The sequence below is a fragment of the Lysinibacillus sp. JNUCC 51 genome (assembly GCF_015999525.1).
In the GTDB taxonomy this organism is placed as follows: Bacteria; Bacillota; Bacilli; order Bacillales_A; family Planococcaceae; genus Lysinibacillus; species Lysinibacillus xylanilyticus.
Genome location: NZ_CP065545.1, coordinates 2,498,226 through 2,516,423, shown reverse-complemented (window position 1 = coordinate 2,516,423; position 18,198 = coordinate 2,498,226). Strand labels below are relative to the sequence as shown.

Below are 18,198 nucleotides of genomic sequence, written 5' to 3'. Positions count from 1 at the left end.
CCCGATTCTAAACCCATATTGAGAGGAATGTGAGTAACGTTGGAAAAGCAATATGAATGGACAGAAGAAAATCAGTATCTTGTTCTTTGTTTAAACACAGTTGGTCACAAAAAAGAGGAGTTACTTCAAAAGGAAAAGCATGTTAGAGACAATGTTTTAACATTAAAGAAGACCTTTTGGGACGACGTTAGAGTGAATTTAGATACGCCGGAGGATATAGACGAGACCTTTTATGCTATTAAACAACAGGCGGAGCTCTTATCCGATTCTCAACATGCCCAGCAACGTGTCATCAAAGATGTAAAAATTTATGACCGTCTACAGCAATCACCCTATTTTGCTCGCATTGATTTTTTACAGGATGATCATAATGAACCTTTAAAGATATATATCGGTGTAGCAACTTTAATGGATGAAGAGAATGAGAACATATTAATTTATGATTGGCGAGCTCCTATAGCAAGTATGTATTATGATTACACGCCTGGCCCAGCTACTTATGAAACGGCGATTGATGAAATTCAAGGAGAGATGCTTTTAAAACGGCAATTTATCATTAAGAATGGTCAATTACAATCGATGTTTAATACCGGTTTAACTATTGGTGATGATTTATTACTCGATATTCTCGCTCAAAATGCAAACGAACATATCCGTAGCATCGTAGCAACGATTCAAGCTGAGCAAAATAAAATTATTCGACATGTCAACACTCCTTATCTAATCGTAGAGGGTGTTGCGGGTAGTGGAAAAACAGCTGTTGCTCTACAACGTGTTGCTTATTTGTTATATCATTATCGAGACGAAATTACTGCTGATCAAATTTTATTGATTACACCTAATCAGCTTTTTAATCAATATGTTAATACCGTTTTACCGGATTTAGGTGAAGATAATATGCAGCAATTAACCTTTTCCGAATATGCAACAAAACGTTTAGGTCGACAGTTCCAATTGGAATATCCTTATGAGCAATTGGAGTCACTTTTAACAGAGCAAGATGAATCTCTCTACCAAATGAAGCTTTCGATTATTTCTTTTAAAGCTAGCCTCCAATATCGAGAATTGATGGACACATATATTGAGTACCTTGCAAATGAAGGTTTGCTGTTTAAAAATATTGTTTTTCGCGGAGAAAGAATTATTACCGCTCAAAAAATTGCTGAATACTTTTATTCATTCAATTCTTCAATTCCTATTCCAAATCGACTGCAATTAGTGAAAGAATGGTTATTAAAACAATTGTCGAAATTTGAAAAAGCAGAACGAACAAAAGAATGGGTAGAAGAAGCCAGTGAACTTTTAGACATTGAAGAGTATACGAAAACCTATAGCGAGCTTTTACATGAAGGTCGGTTTTCAGAAAACTCTTTTGATGATTTCGAGCAAGAACGCAAGAAAATAGCTATCCAAATTGTCAAAAAGCAGTTTAAGCCACTTCGTCAATCTGTGAAGCAATTAAAGTTCGTTCATATGTTAGGCATTTATCGTCAATTGTTTGACATGAACAAATCTATTTATCAGCAATTGCAGAACCTTTTACCTGACCATTGGGAAGAAATCTGTCAGCATACACTCCCTAATTTAGCAAAGCGCATTATTTCGTATGAAGATGCCGCTCCATTTTTATACTTACAGGACAAAATAGAAGGTCAACGAACAAATACGATGATTCGTCATGTTTTAATTGATGAAGCACAAGACTATTCTCCATTTCAGCTATTTGTATTACAACAATTATTCCCACGTGCACGTATGACTATATTGGGCGATGGTCATCAAACCATCCATCCCCATACCTTTAAAAACCCTTCACTGCTGACACCACAATTGTATGGTGAACAAGCAGAAAAAATGATATTAACTAAAAGTTATCGCTCAACAAAACAAATTATTCACCTTACTTCGAAGATTTTACATGAGGACGCCAAAGTAGAAGCCTTTAATAGAACTGGTCCCGAACCAACCATCACGATTGTGCCGAATGAAATCGATTTAATTGAACAGCTTGTCGAAAAGATTAACAACTTGTCACTAAATTTCGAAACAATTGCAGTCATCTGTAAAACAGAGCAAGAGTGTACGAAAGTTTTTGATAAAATGAAAGACCAAGTAGATATTCAACTCATTACCCATAATACAAAACAATTTAAAAAAGGTATTTTACTATTACCAGCTTATATGGCTAAAGGAATTGAATTCGATGCAGTCTTACTATACAATGCCTCCGTAGCTAATTATGCTAGAGAAACAGAACGTAATTATTTCTACACAGCATGTACACGAGCCATGCACGAATTGCACATCTATTCCATTAACGAGTTAACACATTTTTTAGTTTTTTAGATCTTTAATTACAAAAAGAGAATCTGCATGCCTCAATTGAAGGCTTACAGATTCTCTTCTTTTTATCTTTAAATGTAGTACGTATAGTCCTCTGGAAGAACACGTTTTAAGAATTTCTTTGTGCGCTCCTCTTTCGGATTAACAAATATATCATGAGGACTCCCTTCCTCTACAACGACACCGCCGTCCATAAAAATCACTCGGTTTGCAACGTCTTTTGCAAAGCCCATTTCATGTGTGACCACAAGCATCGTTGTTCCCTCTGCCGCAATGTTCTTCATAACCTGAAGGACCTCTCCTACTAACTCTGGATCTAGCGCAGAAGTCGGTTCATCAAATAAAATAATATCAGGATTTAATGCTACTGCTCGTGCAATACCTACTCGTTGCTGCTGACCTCCTGACAATTGACTTGGATAGGCATCATATTTTTCTGATAAGCCTACTTTATCAAGCGCCTTTTTGCCAATTTCAATTGCTTCTGCCTTCGGAATTTTACGTCCTATAATAAGCCCTTCTGTAACATTTTCTAGCGCTGTTTTATTCGTAAAAAGATTATAGTTTTGAAATACGAAGGCTACACGTTGACGAATCGAATGTACATCCTTCTTCTTCACATTTTGAAAATCTACTTGGATATCGCCAAATGTCGCATGTCCTTGGTCGGCTTTCTCTAAAAAGTTAATGCATCGTAATAATGTAGTTTTTCCTGAGCCACTGGGTCCTAAAATAACAACAACATCGCCTTTATCAATGGCTAAATCGACACCTTTTAAAATTTCATTATCACCAAATGATTTATGAATATTTTTAATTTCTAACATACTCGTTCACCCCTTAGGCTTTTGCCACTTTGAATTTACTTAAATGTTTTTCATATCGTTTAAAAATGTATTCAACCGTACTACATAAAATTAAGTACACAATGAAAATATCAATATATGCTTCTACGTAATTGTAACCAACATTTGCAGCTACCTTAGCCTTTAATGTAATTTCAGGTAAGGACATTGCATAGCCTAAAGACGTCGCTTTAATGAGATTGACTGTAGCCGTACAAATATTTGGCATAGCTACTACTAAAGCCTGTGGAATAATAATACGGCGATAGGCTTGAAATGTTGTTAAGCCTACTGCATGAGCAGCCTCTAGCTGACCTTTTTCAATCGTACTTAAAGCAGAACGAAATACCTCAATTAATATTGCCGTTGTACTAAATGCAAAGACGATAAATGCATACCAAATCGGATTGATTTTATAAATATCATAGGCAATATTATATTTTTCAAAAATCATTTTAAGTAGTAATGGGATACTACTATAGATAATAAAGATTTGAATGATTATAGGTGTACCTCGAACAAAGGAGACATAAATTTTTGCTATATGATGGATCACTGGGATTTTATTGATTCGTGTTAATGCTAGTAGAAAGCCAAGTGGCAGAGCAACAAGCATAGCAACAATTGTCACAAGGAGTGCGATAGGTACACCTGATAATGCAACAAAAAATGTTTCAACTAAAAATTGATAATTCATGGTTACGCCTCCTTACGTTGTTTCTAATGTCTTTTTCCCCTTACCAAAGAACTTTTCTAGCATTGAGAAGAACTTTTCTATAATAATCGACAGCACCCAATAAACAATCGCCAAAGCAATATATATTTCTAATGCATGTGCATTAATATTACTTGCAATAATTAAGTTGGCCTTTCCTACAATATCAATTAAGCCGATTGTATAAGCAAGCGCTCCTTCTTGTAATAAGGCAATCATTCCATTCCCAAAGTTCGGTAAAGCGATAACGAGTGCCTGCGGGAAAATAATACGTCGATAAGCCTGAAATGGCGTTAATCCCACACTAACAGCCGCTTCAAATTGCCCTTTATCAATCGCTAAATAAGCAGACCGAATAACTTCTGACATAATCGCCGCGAACTGTAAAGTAAACGTTACGACTACGAAAATGGCTGTTTCAATCGAATGGAGATTTATGCCGAAGTTTTCCGCTAACGCCGGAACACCATAGTATACGAGGAATAATAAAACGATAGATGGTGTACAACGCATAATCGTTGTATATAAGTTCGCTAATTTTCGCAGCAATTTTATTGAACTTAACTTGGCAGCCGCTAGTAGTAAGCCCAATATTGTGCCTAGTACAATGGAAGATCCTGCTACTAAGAAGGTAACTTTTAAAAACGGCAATAATACAGGAATTGAGTTCCAAATGTATGATGCATCAAAATACTTCTCCATTTCCTCACCAACTTTTATATAATTCTCTTTCTAATTATGCCTCGGCATAATTGCGTCCAAATCGGCTTGTGCTCGCACAAAGAACTCCTTTCCGATTCTGTGACATCCACCAGAGGCTTTGGGCCAACATGATGTTGGTCACTCAGGCGTGTGTTGTTGTTGTTGTTGTTGTTGTTGTTGTTGCTGTCGCTTCGCTTTCGCACAGATAAAACCATGTTGCTGTCGCTTCGCTTTCGCACAGATAAAACCATGTTGCTGTCGCTTCGCTTTCGCACAGATAAAACCATGTTGCTGTCGCTTCGCTTTCGCACAGAAAGAAAACCTATTGCTGTCGCTTCGCTTTCGGTACACAAAATATTTGTAGCTGACACTTCGTTTTCGCTACAGAAGACATTTGTACCTGTCGCTTCGCTTTCGGTACATAAAATATTTGTAGCTGTCGCTTCGCTTTCGCTACAGAAGACATTTGTACCTGTCGCTTCGCTTTCGGTACATAAAATATTGCTGAAAGAAGTTAATAAAGACTGCTGAGTATACTGACTCAACAGCCTTTTATCTGATAGTAGCTGCTAACACTTTCTCTTCAAAAGAGGAGTCTTCATTGACCAGCTACTGCCTATTAGCGATTCACAGAATCTAACACTTCAAATAAATCTCGGCCGTAAAATTTAGTGCTTAATTCATTTGTTTTCTTTTGCTCTTTAATTTTTGCTATAGCTTTATCGTAAGCATCTGCAAATTCTTGTTCCTTTTTATTGAACAGCGGCCATGTTTTAATAACAGCAAATTCGTTGTAAACTACGTCATCCTTTAAATTATGATATGGGCCATCTTCTGCTAAAACTTGTTGTTTAAATGGACCTTCAATCATAACACCACCATCGACACGTTTTTCATTTACCCATTGCACAACATCGACAGTAAACGCATCTCCAGCCTGCAATTTCACTTTATTGTCTGGGTTTGCTTTATTATATTCATCAATAATTGTGTATTGAGCATTATTCGCAGCAATTGGTGCTAGTGAATAACCTTTTTTCGCAAAGTCTGCTAAAGTTTTCACACCTTCATCTTCTTTACGTAATACTAAACCTGCACTACTTAAACCTAAAAATTCTTTAGGGAAAATAAACTTCTCTGTACGTTCTTGCGTAAAGAAGGCGTTTTTTACTCCTACTTGATATTTCCCTTGCTCAACGCCAATTAGTAAATCATCACTAGTCGTGCCTACAAATTCAAACTTATATTCAGGTAACATCTCATCCACTAGCTTCATGACTTCCACATCGTAGCCTGTTGGATTCCCGTTATCATCTAGATAACTTATTGGCTTAGACGCCTGGTCAAATGCAACCTTCACTGTACGTACTTTCGCACCATCCTCCGAATCTTTATCTGAAGCTTCACCTGAATTACAGCCCGCTAAAATAGCAAGTGAAGCTAATCCGATTGCTGCCAATTGAAAAATCTTTTTCTTATGTTTAAACATATATCATGTCCCCTTATTCTCCATGGTTTTGTAATTAATTTTCATTCGATTTTTGCTGTTCAATTGCGGTATTTGCCAATTTAATAATTGTCATATCATCCATCGGTGGATTATGAAGTCCTGCACGAACATTTCGATAATAGCGCTGTAATGGATTTGTTAATTGTAAGCTTTTCGCACCTACTACACGCATTGCCTTATCGACGATCTCAATCGCCAAATTTGTTACTGTATGCTTAGCAACTGCCATTTCATTTGCTAAAAGATCACGTCTAGCAGGGTCATCATAAGCCTCAGCAACTCCGTACAGTACAAAGCGTGCTTGATATAACTTCAATTCAATATCGCCTAGAAGCTGCTGCACATTTGGTAATGTACTAATAGGAGCATTCAAGCTATTAGGTTGATAATGATTTGCAAAATGCAGTGCATAATCACGAGCTGCTTGCGCAATACCTAAGTATGTTGCTGGGATATGTAGAATCCAACCATTTATCTTGCCACCACTTGGGTGACTCGGTAACTCTACCAAATGATTTGAAGGGACAATTACATCCTTTAAAACTAGGTCGTGGCTACTTGTGCCTCGCATTGCTGACATTTCCCAGTTTTCTTCAATTGAAAGCCCTTGAGCATCTTTATGAATAAGGAAATAGCCAATTTGATTTTTTTCCTCAATCCACGCTGATGTTAAGAAATAATCTAGCACAGGAGAGCCAGTCGTAAAGATTTTACGTCCGTTTAAGAGCCACCCTTCCTCTCTTGAAACAGCATTTGTTCCTGGTCGCCCTCCACGTGTTGGACTCCCAGTTGCCGCCTCACTTGCAGCCCTATTTATAATGGCACCTTTCTGTATTTCCTGAGCAAATGCACTTAGTAAATCGTCTGACCATAGCTTTTTCTCATATAGTTCACCTACAACGCCTAATGTCCACCCTAATGATAATGAAGCATTCTCGTCATAGCTTGCTAACGTTTCTTGAACGAGTACCATATCATAGACTGATAGTCCTTCACCGCCATATTCTTTCGGTAAAGTTAGTTTGGGATAACCAATTTGCAAAAGTAGTTTATGAGCTTCAAATGGAAAACGTGATTGTTCATCTACTTCTTTAGCCTCAGCCTTGATTGACTCAGAAATAGATGCTAGCTGTTCTAGCCAATACTGCTGTTGCTTTGTTTTAACAAATAATTTCTTCAAAAAAATCTCCTTCTTCCCAAAATGTATAAAACATATATATTTACTAAGGATTAAAGTTGTAAAAAAACCTCTAACTACGTTTCCGTAGCGAGAGTATGAGTGGTACTGAATTTTCTGATTCGTTGACATTTATAATACTTTTCACATTTAAAAATGTCAATGGGTTAATTATAAGTTTTTTCATAAGTTTTATACCCATTATTAACACATCTTCTTTTTTCACCAAGCCCTATTTATAACATATGCTAAAACTAAAGAAAGAGGTGCATGTATGACTAATAATATGAATCCATCCTTAAATAATATGCCCATTTCGCCTATGACCCCTCAGGTTATTCAGACGAAATTTGGAGATATTAATGGAGATGGTTTACTTGAAACTGTTCTTTTGATGGGGACTAAAACTCCTGATAGCCCTTTGCGGAAAAACCTAACGCTTGCTATTTTTTACGGACAGACGCACCAATTCGAAAAAATAATGCTAAAACAAAGCGTCGGCTATAATCCAACTATATTTTTAGGTGACTTTACAGGTAATCATCTAGAAGATATTCTAGCTATTTCTGACACAGGAGGTAGTGGAGGCATTATTAACGGTGAAATATTTGCCTCAATAAACGGCAAAATACGCTCAATTTTTGATGCAGTTTCTTTCAATAACAAGCTAAAGTATACCGTTAATTATCAAAATCAATATAAAGTAGCCGTTCGTAGCATGAATCCAAAAAAGCAATATATCATCGATTTACAATACAAAGGTCCAGATTATTTAGCAGAAATATATAATCAAGACGGTACACTAAAGCAGCCTATTGAAGGATGGGTAGATCCAATCAGCGGATTGTATCCAGTGGACTATGAACGCGATGGAATATATGAGATTTTAGCATATCAGGCTATAGCTGGCCGATTTCATGCAGATGGATTAGGTTATGTAGAAAATATTTTGAAATGGGATGGCAATGAATTTATAGTTGACCGTCAAACTGTAGGGATTTTTGGAGAAGATTTAAAGTAGGTTCGTACACTTATATAAGGAAAAAAGCAAGTATCTGTCCGATTTTCGCACAGAACAAGCGAAATTGACGAGATTCTTGCTTTTCCACTAATAGGACAAGGTTTATTTTTCTACTAAGGCGAAATAATTATTTTCGTGATCAGCAAAATTAAAAACCCTACCCATTGGCATCATTACTAAATCTCCTACTTTAACGCCCTTTGCTTGAAAATCCTGATATAAATTTTCTATATGCTCAGCATAAAACATAATAGAAGGTGTCCCTAAATTTAATTCAGGCTGCATTTTTGCAATGATTTCTTTATTGTGAAGGACTAAGGTAGTTTGGGCTTCTTTAGTTGGAGAAATTTCAATCCAACGTACCCCTCCCTCTTCTTGGTCAGCAACTACAACAAATCCAATTTTATCTGTCCAAAACTTCACGGCCGTATCCTGATCATTTACATACAACATCACTTGTCCAATATGTCGAATCACGAAACAATTCCCTCCTCTTTTGAGCATTAGTATATATCAAAAAGTAGCTTTATATGTCATATCTAACGGTTATCGATTTAATTTCTTTCAGGAATGTCACAGAAATCGGAAAGGAGTTCATAAAGGATGTCAGCCTAAGCACAAAACCGATTCTGGACGCATTGTTTTTATCTGTGCGTAAGCGCAACGACAGCAACAATTATGCCGAGGCATAATTGATTATAAGTTGAGGAAATCTACAATTAAAGAACAGTTATTACAAAATACTTAACTTTTATTTTATTTTTGATAAAATGAGCCTAGTTGTCTATTTTTTAACTATAACGGTAAAGTATAGATCAATCACCATAACATGGGTATATAAATGTTCTCTGTACGAAAGCGTTAGCGACAGCAGCAGATGCTTTATGATAGCGATAGTAACAGAAAATTGGCCCTAAGGCATTATCACATACTCAATTTTCGGTGATAAAACAAAGTTTAAAATACAAATATTATAGTGAGGATCATTCAAGTGAAACAACTAAGTTTAAGGAAAAAGCTCATTTTTTCATTTTTAGCAATGCTTATCATCCCAACACTGTTAATTGGAATTGTATCTTACCAAAGTGCTGGAAAGCAAATTTCAGAAGAACAACAGGCAAGCGCAACCGAAAGCGTGCGCATGCTTAATACGAACATTACTAACACGATCGAGCCAAAAGTGAAGGACGTTCAATACTTTACTAAAAAGCTCAATCAATCTTATTTACAAGTAGATAAAGTTACAGAACTTAAATCTCTTTTCCGCGAATATATCAATATGCATCCAGAGGTGGAGCTGATTTATATTGGAACCTCTGATGGCAGACTACTAGATGAGCCTGCTCAAAAATACCCTAGTGGGTTTGATCCGCGTACGAGGCCTTGGTATAAGCAAGCTTTAGATAACAAAGACCAAGTATCTATTACAGCTCCATACATTACACAGACTACAGGTGATATCGTTCTTACGATTACTCAGGCTTTACCAGATGGCTCAGGAGTAATAGGGTTAGATTTAAATATATCTAAACTTGGTACCATCACGAATGATATACATATTGGAGAAACTGGCTTTGCTTCACTTTTAGATAGCAATAAGATTTATATTGCCCACCCAGATAAAGAAAGTGGTGCTGAAGCAACGGAAAGCTATATTACTAAAATCTATGAACAAGATAGTGGTACCATTATAGAAAAAGATCGTCAGCTACAATTTGTTACAAATAACCTAACAGGTTGGAAAGTTGTTGGTACAATGTTTACAGCCGAGGCTGCAAAAGCCGCAGCTTCGACCTTTAATATCAACTTAATAATCATCGCTGTTTCTATTATCGTCGGCATTATTTTTATGCTATTCATGATAAAATCGATCGTTAATCCGATCAATCGACTTAAACAAAGCGCTATAAAAATTAGCGAGGGTGATTTAACAGAGTTTATTGACATTCATTCTAAAGACGAGGTTGGACAGCTTGGGGAAGCCTTTATCGCAATGAAGGTTAACTTAAAAAACCTTATTCGTAACGTTGATCAAAGCTCCCAAAACGTACAGACTTCTGCGCATGGATTATCTGCGAATGCCGAACAAAATATAGCTGCTTCAGAGCAAGTTACAGAAGCTATGCAACAGGTGGCTATCAGTACAGAAAAACAAACAACAGGTATTGACCAAAATGCAGTTTCTATTGAAGAAATCGCTAAAGGCGTCGTTGAGGTCGCCGATAGCTCTATGCAGGTTTCAGATTTATCTAGCCATGCTATAAAATTGGCCGATGAAGGTGGTCAAGCAGTAGAACAAACTGTGAATCAAATGATTTCTATTCATGAATCTGTGACACAATCAGATGCGATGATTAAATCACTCTATGATCGAACAAAAGAAATTGGGTCTATTTTGGAGATTATTAGTGCTATTTCAGACCAAACAAATCTACTTGCCCTTAATGCTGCTATTGAAGCAGCGCGAGCTGGAGAGCATGGGAAAGGCTTTGCAGTAGTCGCCGATGAAGTGCGGAAGTTAGCAGAGCAATCCCACCAATCAGCAGAGCAAATTTCTGCCCTAATTACAGGCATTCAGCAAGATACCGCTAAATCTGTTCAAACAATGATTAAGGCTTCAGCGGATGTCCAGGATGGTTTACAGCTAACCGAAGATACAAGTAAAAAATTCGCAAGCATTATTAAGAGCCTACGCGATATTGCTCCGAAAATGGAGGATATATCTGCATCTGCTCAAGAGATGTCAGCAGTAGTCGAAGAAGTTTCTGCAACTGCTATCGAGCTAACAGATCATGCAAAATTAAATGCAGCAGCTTCAGAGGAAGTTGCCGCTTCAACTGAACAAACATTGTCCTCAATGCAGGAAATGGCCGCAGCCTCAAAAGCACTTCTCGATATGGCTGATGAATTACAAAGCTATGTAAATCGTTTTAAATACTAAAAAGAAAAGCACGATGTTAATGGAGATTTTCCAAACATCGTGCTTTTTAATATTAACAATGTCACGCAATTATGCCGGGGCATAATTAATCTTTAGTTATTTTCCTCATAACTAAATTGCCACATAATACCAAATTTATCAGTAAGAGAGCCATAGCATTTACTCCAAAACGTTTCTTGCAGCTCCATTTTAACCTCGCCACCATCTTTAAGACCGTCAAAAGCTTTTCGCATCTGAGCCTCATCGTCTGAGATAACGGCTAACGTTACATTGTTTCCAGTCGTAAATGGACTGCCTGGGAATGTATCTGAGAACATTACCGTGCTACCAAAAATCGAAAGTCGCGTATGCATCACAAGATCCTTTGCTTCCTCTGGTAATGGATAATTTGGATTCTGTGGTGAATCCCCAAATGTCATAATTTCAGGTTTGTCCGTATTAAAAACTTTTTCATAAAAAGATACAGCCTCTCGACAATTTCCCTTAAAAATTAAATAGGCTTCTACTGCCATTTCCAACACTCCCTTTGTCATTTTTCGAAACAATTCTATTTTACATGGATAACAAATAATAATACAAATCTTAGATAAAACGATTATTAAAGGTTTACTTTCCTTCAAAGATTACTGATTTTCACTAAATACTTTTCTTTTGAGACAATGCGCTTATCCCTATTTTCCATACTATAACAAAAGAATAGTATATCTTTATATTTCGCTTAATTCGCTGTTATTTCCTGCTAGTTTTTTATTTATTTAGATAAAAGCTTTGACATTTACTCAAAAATAATGTAAATTACCAAATGACGAACGATTTAAATCAAAACTTAAAAAATATTCGTATTTTAGGAGTGTTTATAATGGATAACGTATTTGACTATGAGGATATTCAACTAATTCCCGCAAAATGTATTGTAGAAAGTCGCTCAGAATGTGATACTTCTGTTACTTTAGGCGGTCATACATTCAAACTTCCCGTTGTACCAGCAAACATGCAAACAATTATCGATGAGAATCTTGCTGCGAAGCTTGCTGAAAACGGTTACTTTTATATCATGCACCGTTTTAACCCTGAGACACGTATCAATTTCATCAAAGATATGCAAGGTCGTGGATTAATCGCATCTATTAGTGTTGGTGTAAAAAATGAGGAATATCCTTTTATTGAAGAATTAGCAGCTGCTAATTTAGCACCTGAATTTATTACTATCGATATTGCACATGGTCATTCAAATGCTGTCATTCGTATGATTCAACATATCAAAAAACATCTACCAAATAGCTTTGTGATTGCTGGTAATGTGGGCACGCCTGAAGCAGTACGCGAGCTTGAAAACGCTGGTGCAGATGCAACAAAAGTTGGTATTGGACCGGGTAAAGTTTGTATTACTAAAATCAAAACTGGTTTTGGTACAGGTGGTTGGCAGCTAGCCGCACTACGCTGGTGTGCAAAAGCTGCAACGAAGCCAATTATAGCTGATGGTGGTATTCGTACACATGGTGATATTGCAAAATCTGTTCGCTTTGGTGCTTCAATGGTGATGATTGGATCATTATTTGCAGGTCATGAAGAGTCACCTGGTGAAACAATCGAAATCGAAGGTAAAACTGTGAAGGAATACTTCGGATCTGCTTCTGAATTCCAAAAAGGCGAACGTAAAAATGTTGAAGGTAAAAAGATGTTTGTTGAACATAAAGGCAGCATCAAAGATACTTTAATTGAAATGCAGCAGGACCTTCAATCATCTATTTCCTACGCAGGTGGCAATAAACTTGATGCCATTCGAAATGTAGATTATGTAATTGTGAAGAACTCTATTTTTAATGGAGATAAAGTATATTAACAACTAGAGAATCCCAACAAGAATAGCACATTCTTGTTGGGGTTTTTCTTTGGATTTCGTTATCTATTCTGTAGGAGTTTTATATTGAGCAGAGTGATTGTGGTTCTTGGTTTATCAGTTCTTCGGACTACCCGAGCAGTTCTGGCTTTTGGCTGACCGTTCTTTTATTTTAAAATACACATTTTTAACAAAAGAAAAATGCTACCAATTAAGCGTAGCATTTTCCTAAAAATTATAGCTTGTTAATAACAGCGTGAATCGTTTCTTTTAATTCTTCATCATGATCAGAAAGGTCAACAAGGTTTGCTACACGCTCACGTAATACCGGACGTTCAATTACAAGTTTTTCATCAAGTACTTGTACTAGTAACTCGATAATAAGACGATCACGAACGTTTAACGCTTCTTCTAAACGCTCTGGTGTAATTTTTCCTGTTTTTGCTGCTTTAGCCATTTTAAAAACCCCTTTAAATTTTATATTTCATGCACATCTATTTTAGCATACCGCTAATTTATTTTGAAAACTTTCTTTCACGAATATATACCAAAACTTTACAAATAAAACCTAATACATTTACGATAAAATGTTATATTCAAATCATAAAACGAAGACTCTCAACCATATGATTATGTGTTATTTATTTTTTCATATTCACTTAGAACAACTTACAAGATTGGAGGAATTTGATGAATCAAAAGAACTCGAGTTATTTACAATTAATCAAGGCTATACCGAAATCTTTACAATTTTTTCTGAATGTTTGCCTTGTACTTCTAGCGCTCATTTTATCTTCACTACTTTGCAAAGAACTCATCCAGTTTCTTAAAATTTTAATTTTCAACAACGATGGCGGAGACTATAAGCTCTTCCTCGCTAATATTCTTATATTCTTTTTGTATTTTGAATTTATCACTATGATTATTAAATATTTTAAAGAGAATTATCATTTTCCACTAAGGTACTTTATATATATAGGGATTACGGCCATGATTCGATTAATTATCGTAGAACATGATCATCCCATTAACACCTTAATTTATTCACTTATTATTTTAATATTAATTGTAAGCTATTTTATTATTAATATTACGCCATTGGAACGACCTGTACGCTCATCACTCTTTATGAAAAAAGAACAATAGTTTAATACTATTAATCTTCCTAAAATGCTGTAATGCAAGTTGGTTTATCAAGAACCAAGAAGAAAAGATGCAATGACTGTACGTATTGTTCATCGCTAATCTTCACCTTACTGAGCATAAATAATTCTTGTACTGTCACAACTCCCATGACAAGAGAAGAAAGCTCTGCGATATCAATCACCATTTCCACGTCATAGTTAGTACTATTAGAAATTTTTATATTACCATCGATAGCCTTAATCACAATTTGCTGATTATTTTCAGCTAATAACGAATCTTTCACAGTTAACTTAAATGTTAATGTTTGACCATTAAAATTATGTGTTGTGAGTTCCTCAAAAAAACCTTGAACATTAATAATGCGATACATTAAGCCAACACCTGAAACAGCACTTGCATGATAGACACTTGGGATTAAATGATTCGTTCCATTTCGTACATCTCCTAAAAAGAAGTGAATATTTTCTTCCTGTGTGTTCCATTCAATAAGGTTTACTTGATCCACCTGACTATTTAAAAATGTACTGAACTCTAATAGAACCTCTGGTGTTTCATAGATCCATTCTTTAATGACTAGATTATTAAGTAAAAAATTCGTTTCACTTTGCTTATTAAAGGAAAATACCATATAACCTTGTATTGAATTTCCTTTTTCAGCAGCAATAATATAGTTTTGAGGGTTTTTAAAAATTGATGCAAGCTCCGATTCTGTTTTCAAAAACATACCATGCTTTCTCGATGCAACTCTTCTATAGCAATCTGCTAATTTATGCTGATCCTGGGCTGTTAAAAAAGTAAGATGTTTTTTTGTTGCCCCTTTCGGAAAGCTTGATGGTTCCACTGAATATTGATGCATTTTAGGTCCGTATCCAAAGCCCATTTTTTTATAAAAATCAGGCCTAAACGGATATAACGCAACAAAATGAACATTTTTCTCTAAAAAAACCTTAAAAAAATAATCTATTAATTCTTTAGCAACCTTTTCTTTTTTACGGAGCAAATCAACTGCAACTAGTCCTACTCCCCCGATTGGAATCATTTTAGAAAAGAGATTCATTTCAAAATCATGGAGTCGCATGCCGCCAACTAGTTTGTTATCTTCCCATAGCCCATAATAATGAATAGATGCGTCATTGTTTTGATTGTCCATAAAAAGTGCCTTTAGCTGCTCTTTTGTTGGCTGTAATCCGCCCATCCTTCCTGGATAAGCACCAACTACAATATCAACAAAACGTATAAAATCCTCTTCCTTCAATAATTTTTCAACGACTTTCATATCCATCCCCCTCCTACACTAAATTTATTTTAAGGCACGCTCTTTACATAATTTTTTTCACATTAATTTCAGTTCTCGATAATAACATATATTACCACATGCAAATGATACTGTATGTTGACATTGTTAAAACCTGAGGTAGGCTTCTTATACCCTTATTCAGTTTCTCGAGCAAGTCGGCAGTAATTGAGTACACTATTCTCGTTGGCTCGTTGATTAAGGCATCAGGAAGCGATTACAACTAAAGGTAAAGCTCGGAAATGTGATGTATTGAGCGCACACATATGGCTCAAGTAAAGAGGAATGGAGTGCATGATTATTGAAGGGAGACGGAAAGCGTGAATCTGATTGATGCATATATTCATGAAGTAACTAAAAGGATAAGCAAAGATAAGCGTGATAAAACCAATCTAGAACTAAAATCTACTATTGAAGAAATGTTACCTGAAGATTATTCAGAATCAGATATAAAGGAAGTTCTTAAAAAGCTCGGAAATCCTGTAGAAGTTGCAGCAAAGTATCAAGATACACCACGATTTTTAATTAGCCCAACTGTGTTTGACACTTATATTAGAACAATAAAATTAGTTATTCCCTGGGCAATTTTAATTACAATTATTGTACAAATGATAGAAAGTATTGTGCTTTATAACGGAGAAGGTGCACTTCTGACTGCTATTATTAAAACTATTTCTATAACAATCTCTCATATTATTTCTGTAATCATCTACGTACTGTTCTGGATTACAGTTGCTTTTATTGTTATCGAACGATCTGAAGGGAAAAACATTTCAATCCCCCTTATAAAAAATCATCCAGAATGGACACCAGACGATTTAGCAAAAGTTAAAATAATCCCTAAAGAAAAAACTATTTCACTTAGTGATAATATTTTTAGTTTCTTAGGCATTGCTATTTTCTCCTTTGCCTATTTCAATGCTAATCACCTTTTAGGAATCTATTCGTCTCACAATAAAGGCGGGTTGAAATTTGTTATGCCTATATTCAATCAGGACGTCTTATTGTCCTTCGCTCCAATCATTTTATGTTGTATCGTTTTAAGTGTCGCTTTAACATTATGGAAATTGAAGGTTGGTCAATGGACAATGTTTATCGCCGTAACTAATGCACTTCTTCAATGTACAGGAGTCATTGTTTTTATCCTCATGGCTATTCACCCTGATCTTATACACAGTCCAGCTGTGCCTTATATCGCTGCAATTATGGGAACAACCTCCGCTAAGATTTTGTTTGCTATAGATCGAATATTATTCATAAGCATTGCAATTGCCATCATCGCTAATGCATTTGATATATATAATGGCTTTAAAAAGGCTAGAATTTGAAAAGAACTATAAGTTTCGAGAGCTGACTCTTTCTTGTTGGCTCCTTACTTATTCATATATTTATCGACCTACTAAGATACTCCTTAAAATACCGTTATTCTCTAATGTTTTGTATAATAGTAATCTGCACTAATTCAAACAGAATGAGGGGAAATATTTATGACCATTCTTCTTGTAGATGACAATCAGGTCAATCTATTTGTAATTGAAAAAGTATTAAAAAATGCAGGTTATGATAACTGTGTTTCTCTAACATCTGCCTATGAGCTTTTTGATTATTTACAGTTAGATGCACCAAATCCAAAAGGAAATTCAGTGGATTTGATTTTATTAGATATTATGATGCCTGAAATCGACGGTATTGAAGCCTGTAGACGTATTAAGCAAAATAAACGATTAAAAGATATTCAAATTATCTTTGTCACAGCTTTAGAAGATAAAAACAAGATCGCAGAAGCACTTGATATCGGAGGAGTAGACTATATTACAAAGCCGATTAATAAAACCGAGCTTCTTGCTAGAATTCGAGTTGCTTTACGATTAAAAGCTGAATTAGATTGGCATACTCAGCAAGAAAAGAAAATACAATACGAATTAGATTTAGCAACACATGTACAAAGAAGCCTTTTGAGTGCTCCTTTAAATGAGGCTAATATACAAATAGAAGTATCTTATCTACCTTCGTCTAATTTAGCAGGGGATATGTATTATTGGCATAAAATAGACGATCAGCGATATGCTATCATTTTGCTTGATATGATGGGACATGGGATCCCTGCAGCACTTGTTTGTATGTTTATCTCCTCTGTCCTAAGAGAAGCCGTTAAACAATTAGTAGACCCTGAATTAGTTATAAAAGAGTTAAACCGTTATATGGCACTTTTGCACAACGGAAAAGAGGACAATCTTTTTTATTTCACAGCTATTTATTTAGTGATAGATACCGAACAAAAAACAATCGAATATGTGAACGCTGGTCATCCTTCTGGCTATGCTCTAGTTGATAAAAAGACGCTCGTACCATTAAAGCGAGGAAGTTGTGCAGTCGGCTTTTTCGAAGAGATCGACGTACAAAAGCAATTTATTCAATACAATGAAGATGTTCAACTTATTTTATATACGGATGGTGTGTTAGAAGCAATGGGACCATGTGAAATGGAAGCCGAGAAGCATTTACAAACACTAATATCTACGAAATGGGATTATTCTAAACGTCTGATCGACAATTTACTGCCTAAGGAGAAGCAAGGACAGCAACCAGACGATATGTGTGTTTTAATGATTCAAGCGTAGGCTATATAAGATAAGGCTGTTGCCTAAGTCTCTTCTGTGGAGA

The 18,198-nt window shown here is 35.7% G+C and carries 18 protein-coding genes; 7 read left to right on the top strand and 11 right to left on the bottom strand.

What is annotated here, in order from left to right; genetic code table 11:
- Positions 1 to 39: 39 nt before the first annotated feature.
- Positions 40 to 2,346 (top strand): RNA polymerase recycling motor HelD, encoded by a 2,307-nt coding sequence (helD, locus tag JNUCC51_RS12040; RefSeq protein WP_337992134.1) that lies wholly within the window; start codon positions 40 to 42, stop codon positions 2,344 to 2,346.
- Positions 2,347 to 2,414: 68 nt separating this feature from the next.
- Here helD and JNUCC51_RS12035 read toward each other — a convergent pair whose 3' ends face one another.
- From JNUCC51_RS12035 to JNUCC51_RS12005, 7 genes are all read right to left on the bottom strand, one after another.
- A complete protein-coding gene (locus tag JNUCC51_RS12035; RefSeq protein ID WP_049662729.1) occupies positions 2,415 to 3,170 on the bottom strand; it encodes an amino acid ABC transporter ATP-binding protein in 756 nt (251 codons plus the stop codon).
- Between the two features lie 13 nt (positions 3,171 to 3,183).
- Complete coding sequence (locus tag JNUCC51_RS12030) at positions 3,184 to 3,885, bottom strand: amino acid ABC transporter permease (protein WP_134022231.1); 702 nt, start codon at positions 3,883 to 3,885, stop codon at positions 3,184 to 3,186.
- A gap of 12 nt (positions 3,886 to 3,897) precedes the next feature.
- A complete protein-coding gene (locus tag JNUCC51_RS12025; protein WP_049662726.1) occupies positions 3,898 to 4,605 on the bottom strand; it encodes an amino acid ABC transporter permease in 708 nt (235 codons plus the stop codon).
- A gap of 138 nt (positions 4,606 to 4,743) precedes the next feature.
- Positions 4,744 to 4,956: a hypothetical protein gene (locus JNUCC51_RS12020; protein WP_337992133.1), complete on the bottom strand. Its 213-nt coding sequence runs from the start codon at positions 4,954 to 4,956 to the stop codon at positions 4,744 to 4,746.
- The gene (locus tag JNUCC51_RS12015; protein ID WP_337992132.1) at positions 4,928 to 5,071 is read right to left on the bottom strand and encodes a hypothetical protein; all 144 of its coding nucleotides are present in this window, start codon (positions 5,069 to 5,071) and stop codon (positions 4,928 to 4,930) included. The genes JNUCC51_RS12020 and JNUCC51_RS12015 overlap by 29 nt, the downstream gene beginning before the upstream one ends.
- A gap of 153 nt (positions 5,072 to 5,224) precedes the next feature.
- Positions 5,225 to 6,094, bottom strand: a complete 870-nt coding sequence (locus JNUCC51_RS12010; RefSeq protein ID WP_100543206.1) for a transporter substrate-binding domain-containing protein — start codon at positions 6,092 to 6,094, stop codon at positions 5,225 to 5,227.
- A 34-nt stretch (positions 6,095 to 6,128) separates the two neighbouring features.
- Complete coding sequence (locus JNUCC51_RS12005) at positions 6,129 to 7,295, bottom strand: acyl-CoA dehydrogenase family protein (RefSeq protein WP_337992131.1); 1,167 nt, start codon at positions 7,293 to 7,295, stop codon at positions 6,129 to 6,131.
- A gap of 271 nt (positions 7,296 to 7,566) precedes the next feature.
- Here JNUCC51_RS12005 and JNUCC51_RS12000 point away from each other — a divergent pair, with 271 nt between their 5' ends.
- Entirely contained in the window at positions 7,567 to 8,313 is a 747-nt protein-coding gene (locus JNUCC51_RS12000) for a YybI family spore inner coat protein (protein WP_337992130.1), read from the top strand.
- A 102-nt stretch (positions 8,314 to 8,415) separates the two neighbouring features.
- Here JNUCC51_RS12000 and JNUCC51_RS11995 read toward each other — a convergent pair whose 3' ends face one another.
- Positions 8,416 to 8,790: a VOC family protein gene (locus JNUCC51_RS11995; RefSeq protein WP_337992129.1), complete on the bottom strand. Its 375-nt coding sequence runs from the start codon at positions 8,788 to 8,790 to the stop codon at positions 8,416 to 8,418.
- Positions 8,791 to 9,304: 514 nt separating this feature from the next.
- Here JNUCC51_RS11995 and JNUCC51_RS11990 point away from each other — a divergent pair.
- Complete coding sequence (locus tag JNUCC51_RS11990; RefSeq protein ID WP_337992128.1) at positions 9,305 to 11,254, top strand: methyl-accepting chemotaxis protein; 1,950 nt, start codon at positions 9,305 to 9,307, stop codon at positions 11,252 to 11,254.
- A gap of 92 nt (positions 11,255 to 11,346) precedes the next feature.
- Here JNUCC51_RS11990 and JNUCC51_RS11985 read toward each other — a convergent pair whose 3' ends face one another.
- Entirely contained in the window at positions 11,347 to 11,766 is a 420-nt protein-coding gene (locus tag JNUCC51_RS11985; protein WP_337992127.1) for a VOC family protein, read from the bottom strand.
- Between the two features lie 347 nt (positions 11,767 to 12,113).
- Between JNUCC51_RS11985 and guaC the strand changes: the two genes are divergently transcribed.
- The gene (gene guaC / locus JNUCC51_RS11980; RefSeq protein WP_337992126.1) at positions 12,114 to 13,097 is read left to right on the top strand and encodes a GMP reductase; all 984 of its coding nucleotides are present in this window, start codon (positions 12,114 to 12,116) and stop codon (positions 13,095 to 13,097) included.
- A gap of 232 nt (positions 13,098 to 13,329) precedes the next feature.
- On the opposite strand, the gene JNUCC51_RS11975 is transcribed toward guaC, so the two are convergent.
- Positions 13,330 to 13,551, bottom strand: coding sequence for a phosphate-starvation-inducible protein PsiE (locus JNUCC51_RS11975; protein WP_068985751.1), 222 nt, complete (start codon positions 13,549 to 13,551; stop codon positions 13,330 to 13,332).
- Between the two features lie 233 nt (positions 13,552 to 13,784).
- Here JNUCC51_RS11975 and psiE point away from each other — a divergent pair, with 233 nt between their 5' ends.
- Complete coding sequence (psiE, locus tag JNUCC51_RS11970; protein WP_337992125.1) at positions 13,785 to 14,240, top strand: phosphate-starvation-inducible protein PsiE; 456 nt, start codon at positions 13,785 to 13,787, stop codon at positions 14,238 to 14,240.
- Positions 14,241 to 14,259: 19 nt separating this feature from the next.
- Here the strand turns inward: psiE and JNUCC51_RS11965 are convergent, their stop codons facing one another.
- A complete protein-coding gene (locus tag JNUCC51_RS11965) occupies positions 14,260 to 15,516 on the bottom strand; it encodes a GNAT family N-acetyltransferase (RefSeq protein ID WP_337992124.1) in 1,257 nt (418 codons plus the stop codon).
- 338 nt (positions 15,517 to 15,854) lie between these two features.
- Between JNUCC51_RS11965 and JNUCC51_RS11960 the strand changes: the two genes are divergently transcribed.
- Entirely contained in the window at positions 15,855 to 16,862 is a 1,008-nt protein-coding gene (locus JNUCC51_RS11960; protein ID WP_337992123.1) for a hypothetical protein, read from the top strand.
- A gap of 159 nt (positions 16,863 to 17,021) precedes the next feature.
- Positions 17,022 to 18,155 carry a SpoIIE family protein phosphatase gene (locus JNUCC51_RS11955; protein WP_337992122.1) on the top strand — a complete coding sequence of 378 codons (1,134 nt, stop codon included), beginning with the start codon at positions 17,022 to 17,024 and terminating at the stop codon, positions 18,153 to 18,155.
- Positions 18,156 to 18,198 lie beyond the last annotated feature (43 nt).

Coding starts and splice junctions, on each gene's coding strand:
- JNUCC51_RS11985 (WP_337992127.1), bottom strand. CDS start 11,766: ATGGCAGTAGAAGCCTATTTAATTTTTAAGGGAAATTGTCGAGAGGCT.
- JNUCC51_RS11955 (WP_337992122.1), top strand. CDS start 17,022: ATGACCATTCTTCTTGTAGATGACAATCAGGTCAATCTATTTGTAATT.
- JNUCC51_RS11965 (WP_337992124.1), bottom strand. CDS start 15,516: ATGAAAGTCGTTGAAAAATTATTGAAGGAAGAGGATTTTATACGTTTT.
- JNUCC51_RS11975 (WP_068985751.1), bottom strand. CDS start 13,551: ATGGCTAAAGCAGCAAAAACAGGAAAAATTACACCAGAGCGTTTAGAA.
- JNUCC51_RS12025 (WP_049662726.1), bottom strand. CDS start 4,605: ATGGAGAAGTATTTTGATGCATCATACATTTGGAACTCAATTCCTGTA.
- JNUCC51_RS12010 (WP_100543206.1), bottom strand. CDS start 6,094: ATGTTTAAACATAAGAAAAAGATTTTTCAATTGGCAGCAATCGGATTA.
- guaC (WP_337992126.1), top strand. CDS start 12,114: ATGGATAACGTATTTGACTATGAGGATATTCAACTAATTCCCGCAAAA.
- JNUCC51_RS12035 (WP_049662729.1), bottom strand. CDS start 3,170: ATGTTAGAAATTAAAAATATTCATAAATCATTTGGTGATAATGAAATT.
- JNUCC51_RS12030 (WP_134022231.1), bottom strand. CDS start 3,885: ATGAATTATCAATTTTTAGTTGAAACATTTTTTGTTGCATTATCAGGT.
- JNUCC51_RS12015 (WP_337992132.1), bottom strand. CDS start 5,071: ATGTCTTCTGTAGCGAAAGCGAAGCGACAGCTACAAATATTTTATGTA.
- JNUCC51_RS12000 (WP_337992130.1), top strand. CDS start 7,567: ATGACTAATAATATGAATCCATCCTTAAATAATATGCCCATTTCGCCT.
- psiE (WP_337992125.1), top strand. CDS start 13,785: ATGAATCAAAAGAACTCGAGTTATTTACAATTAATCAAGGCTATACCG.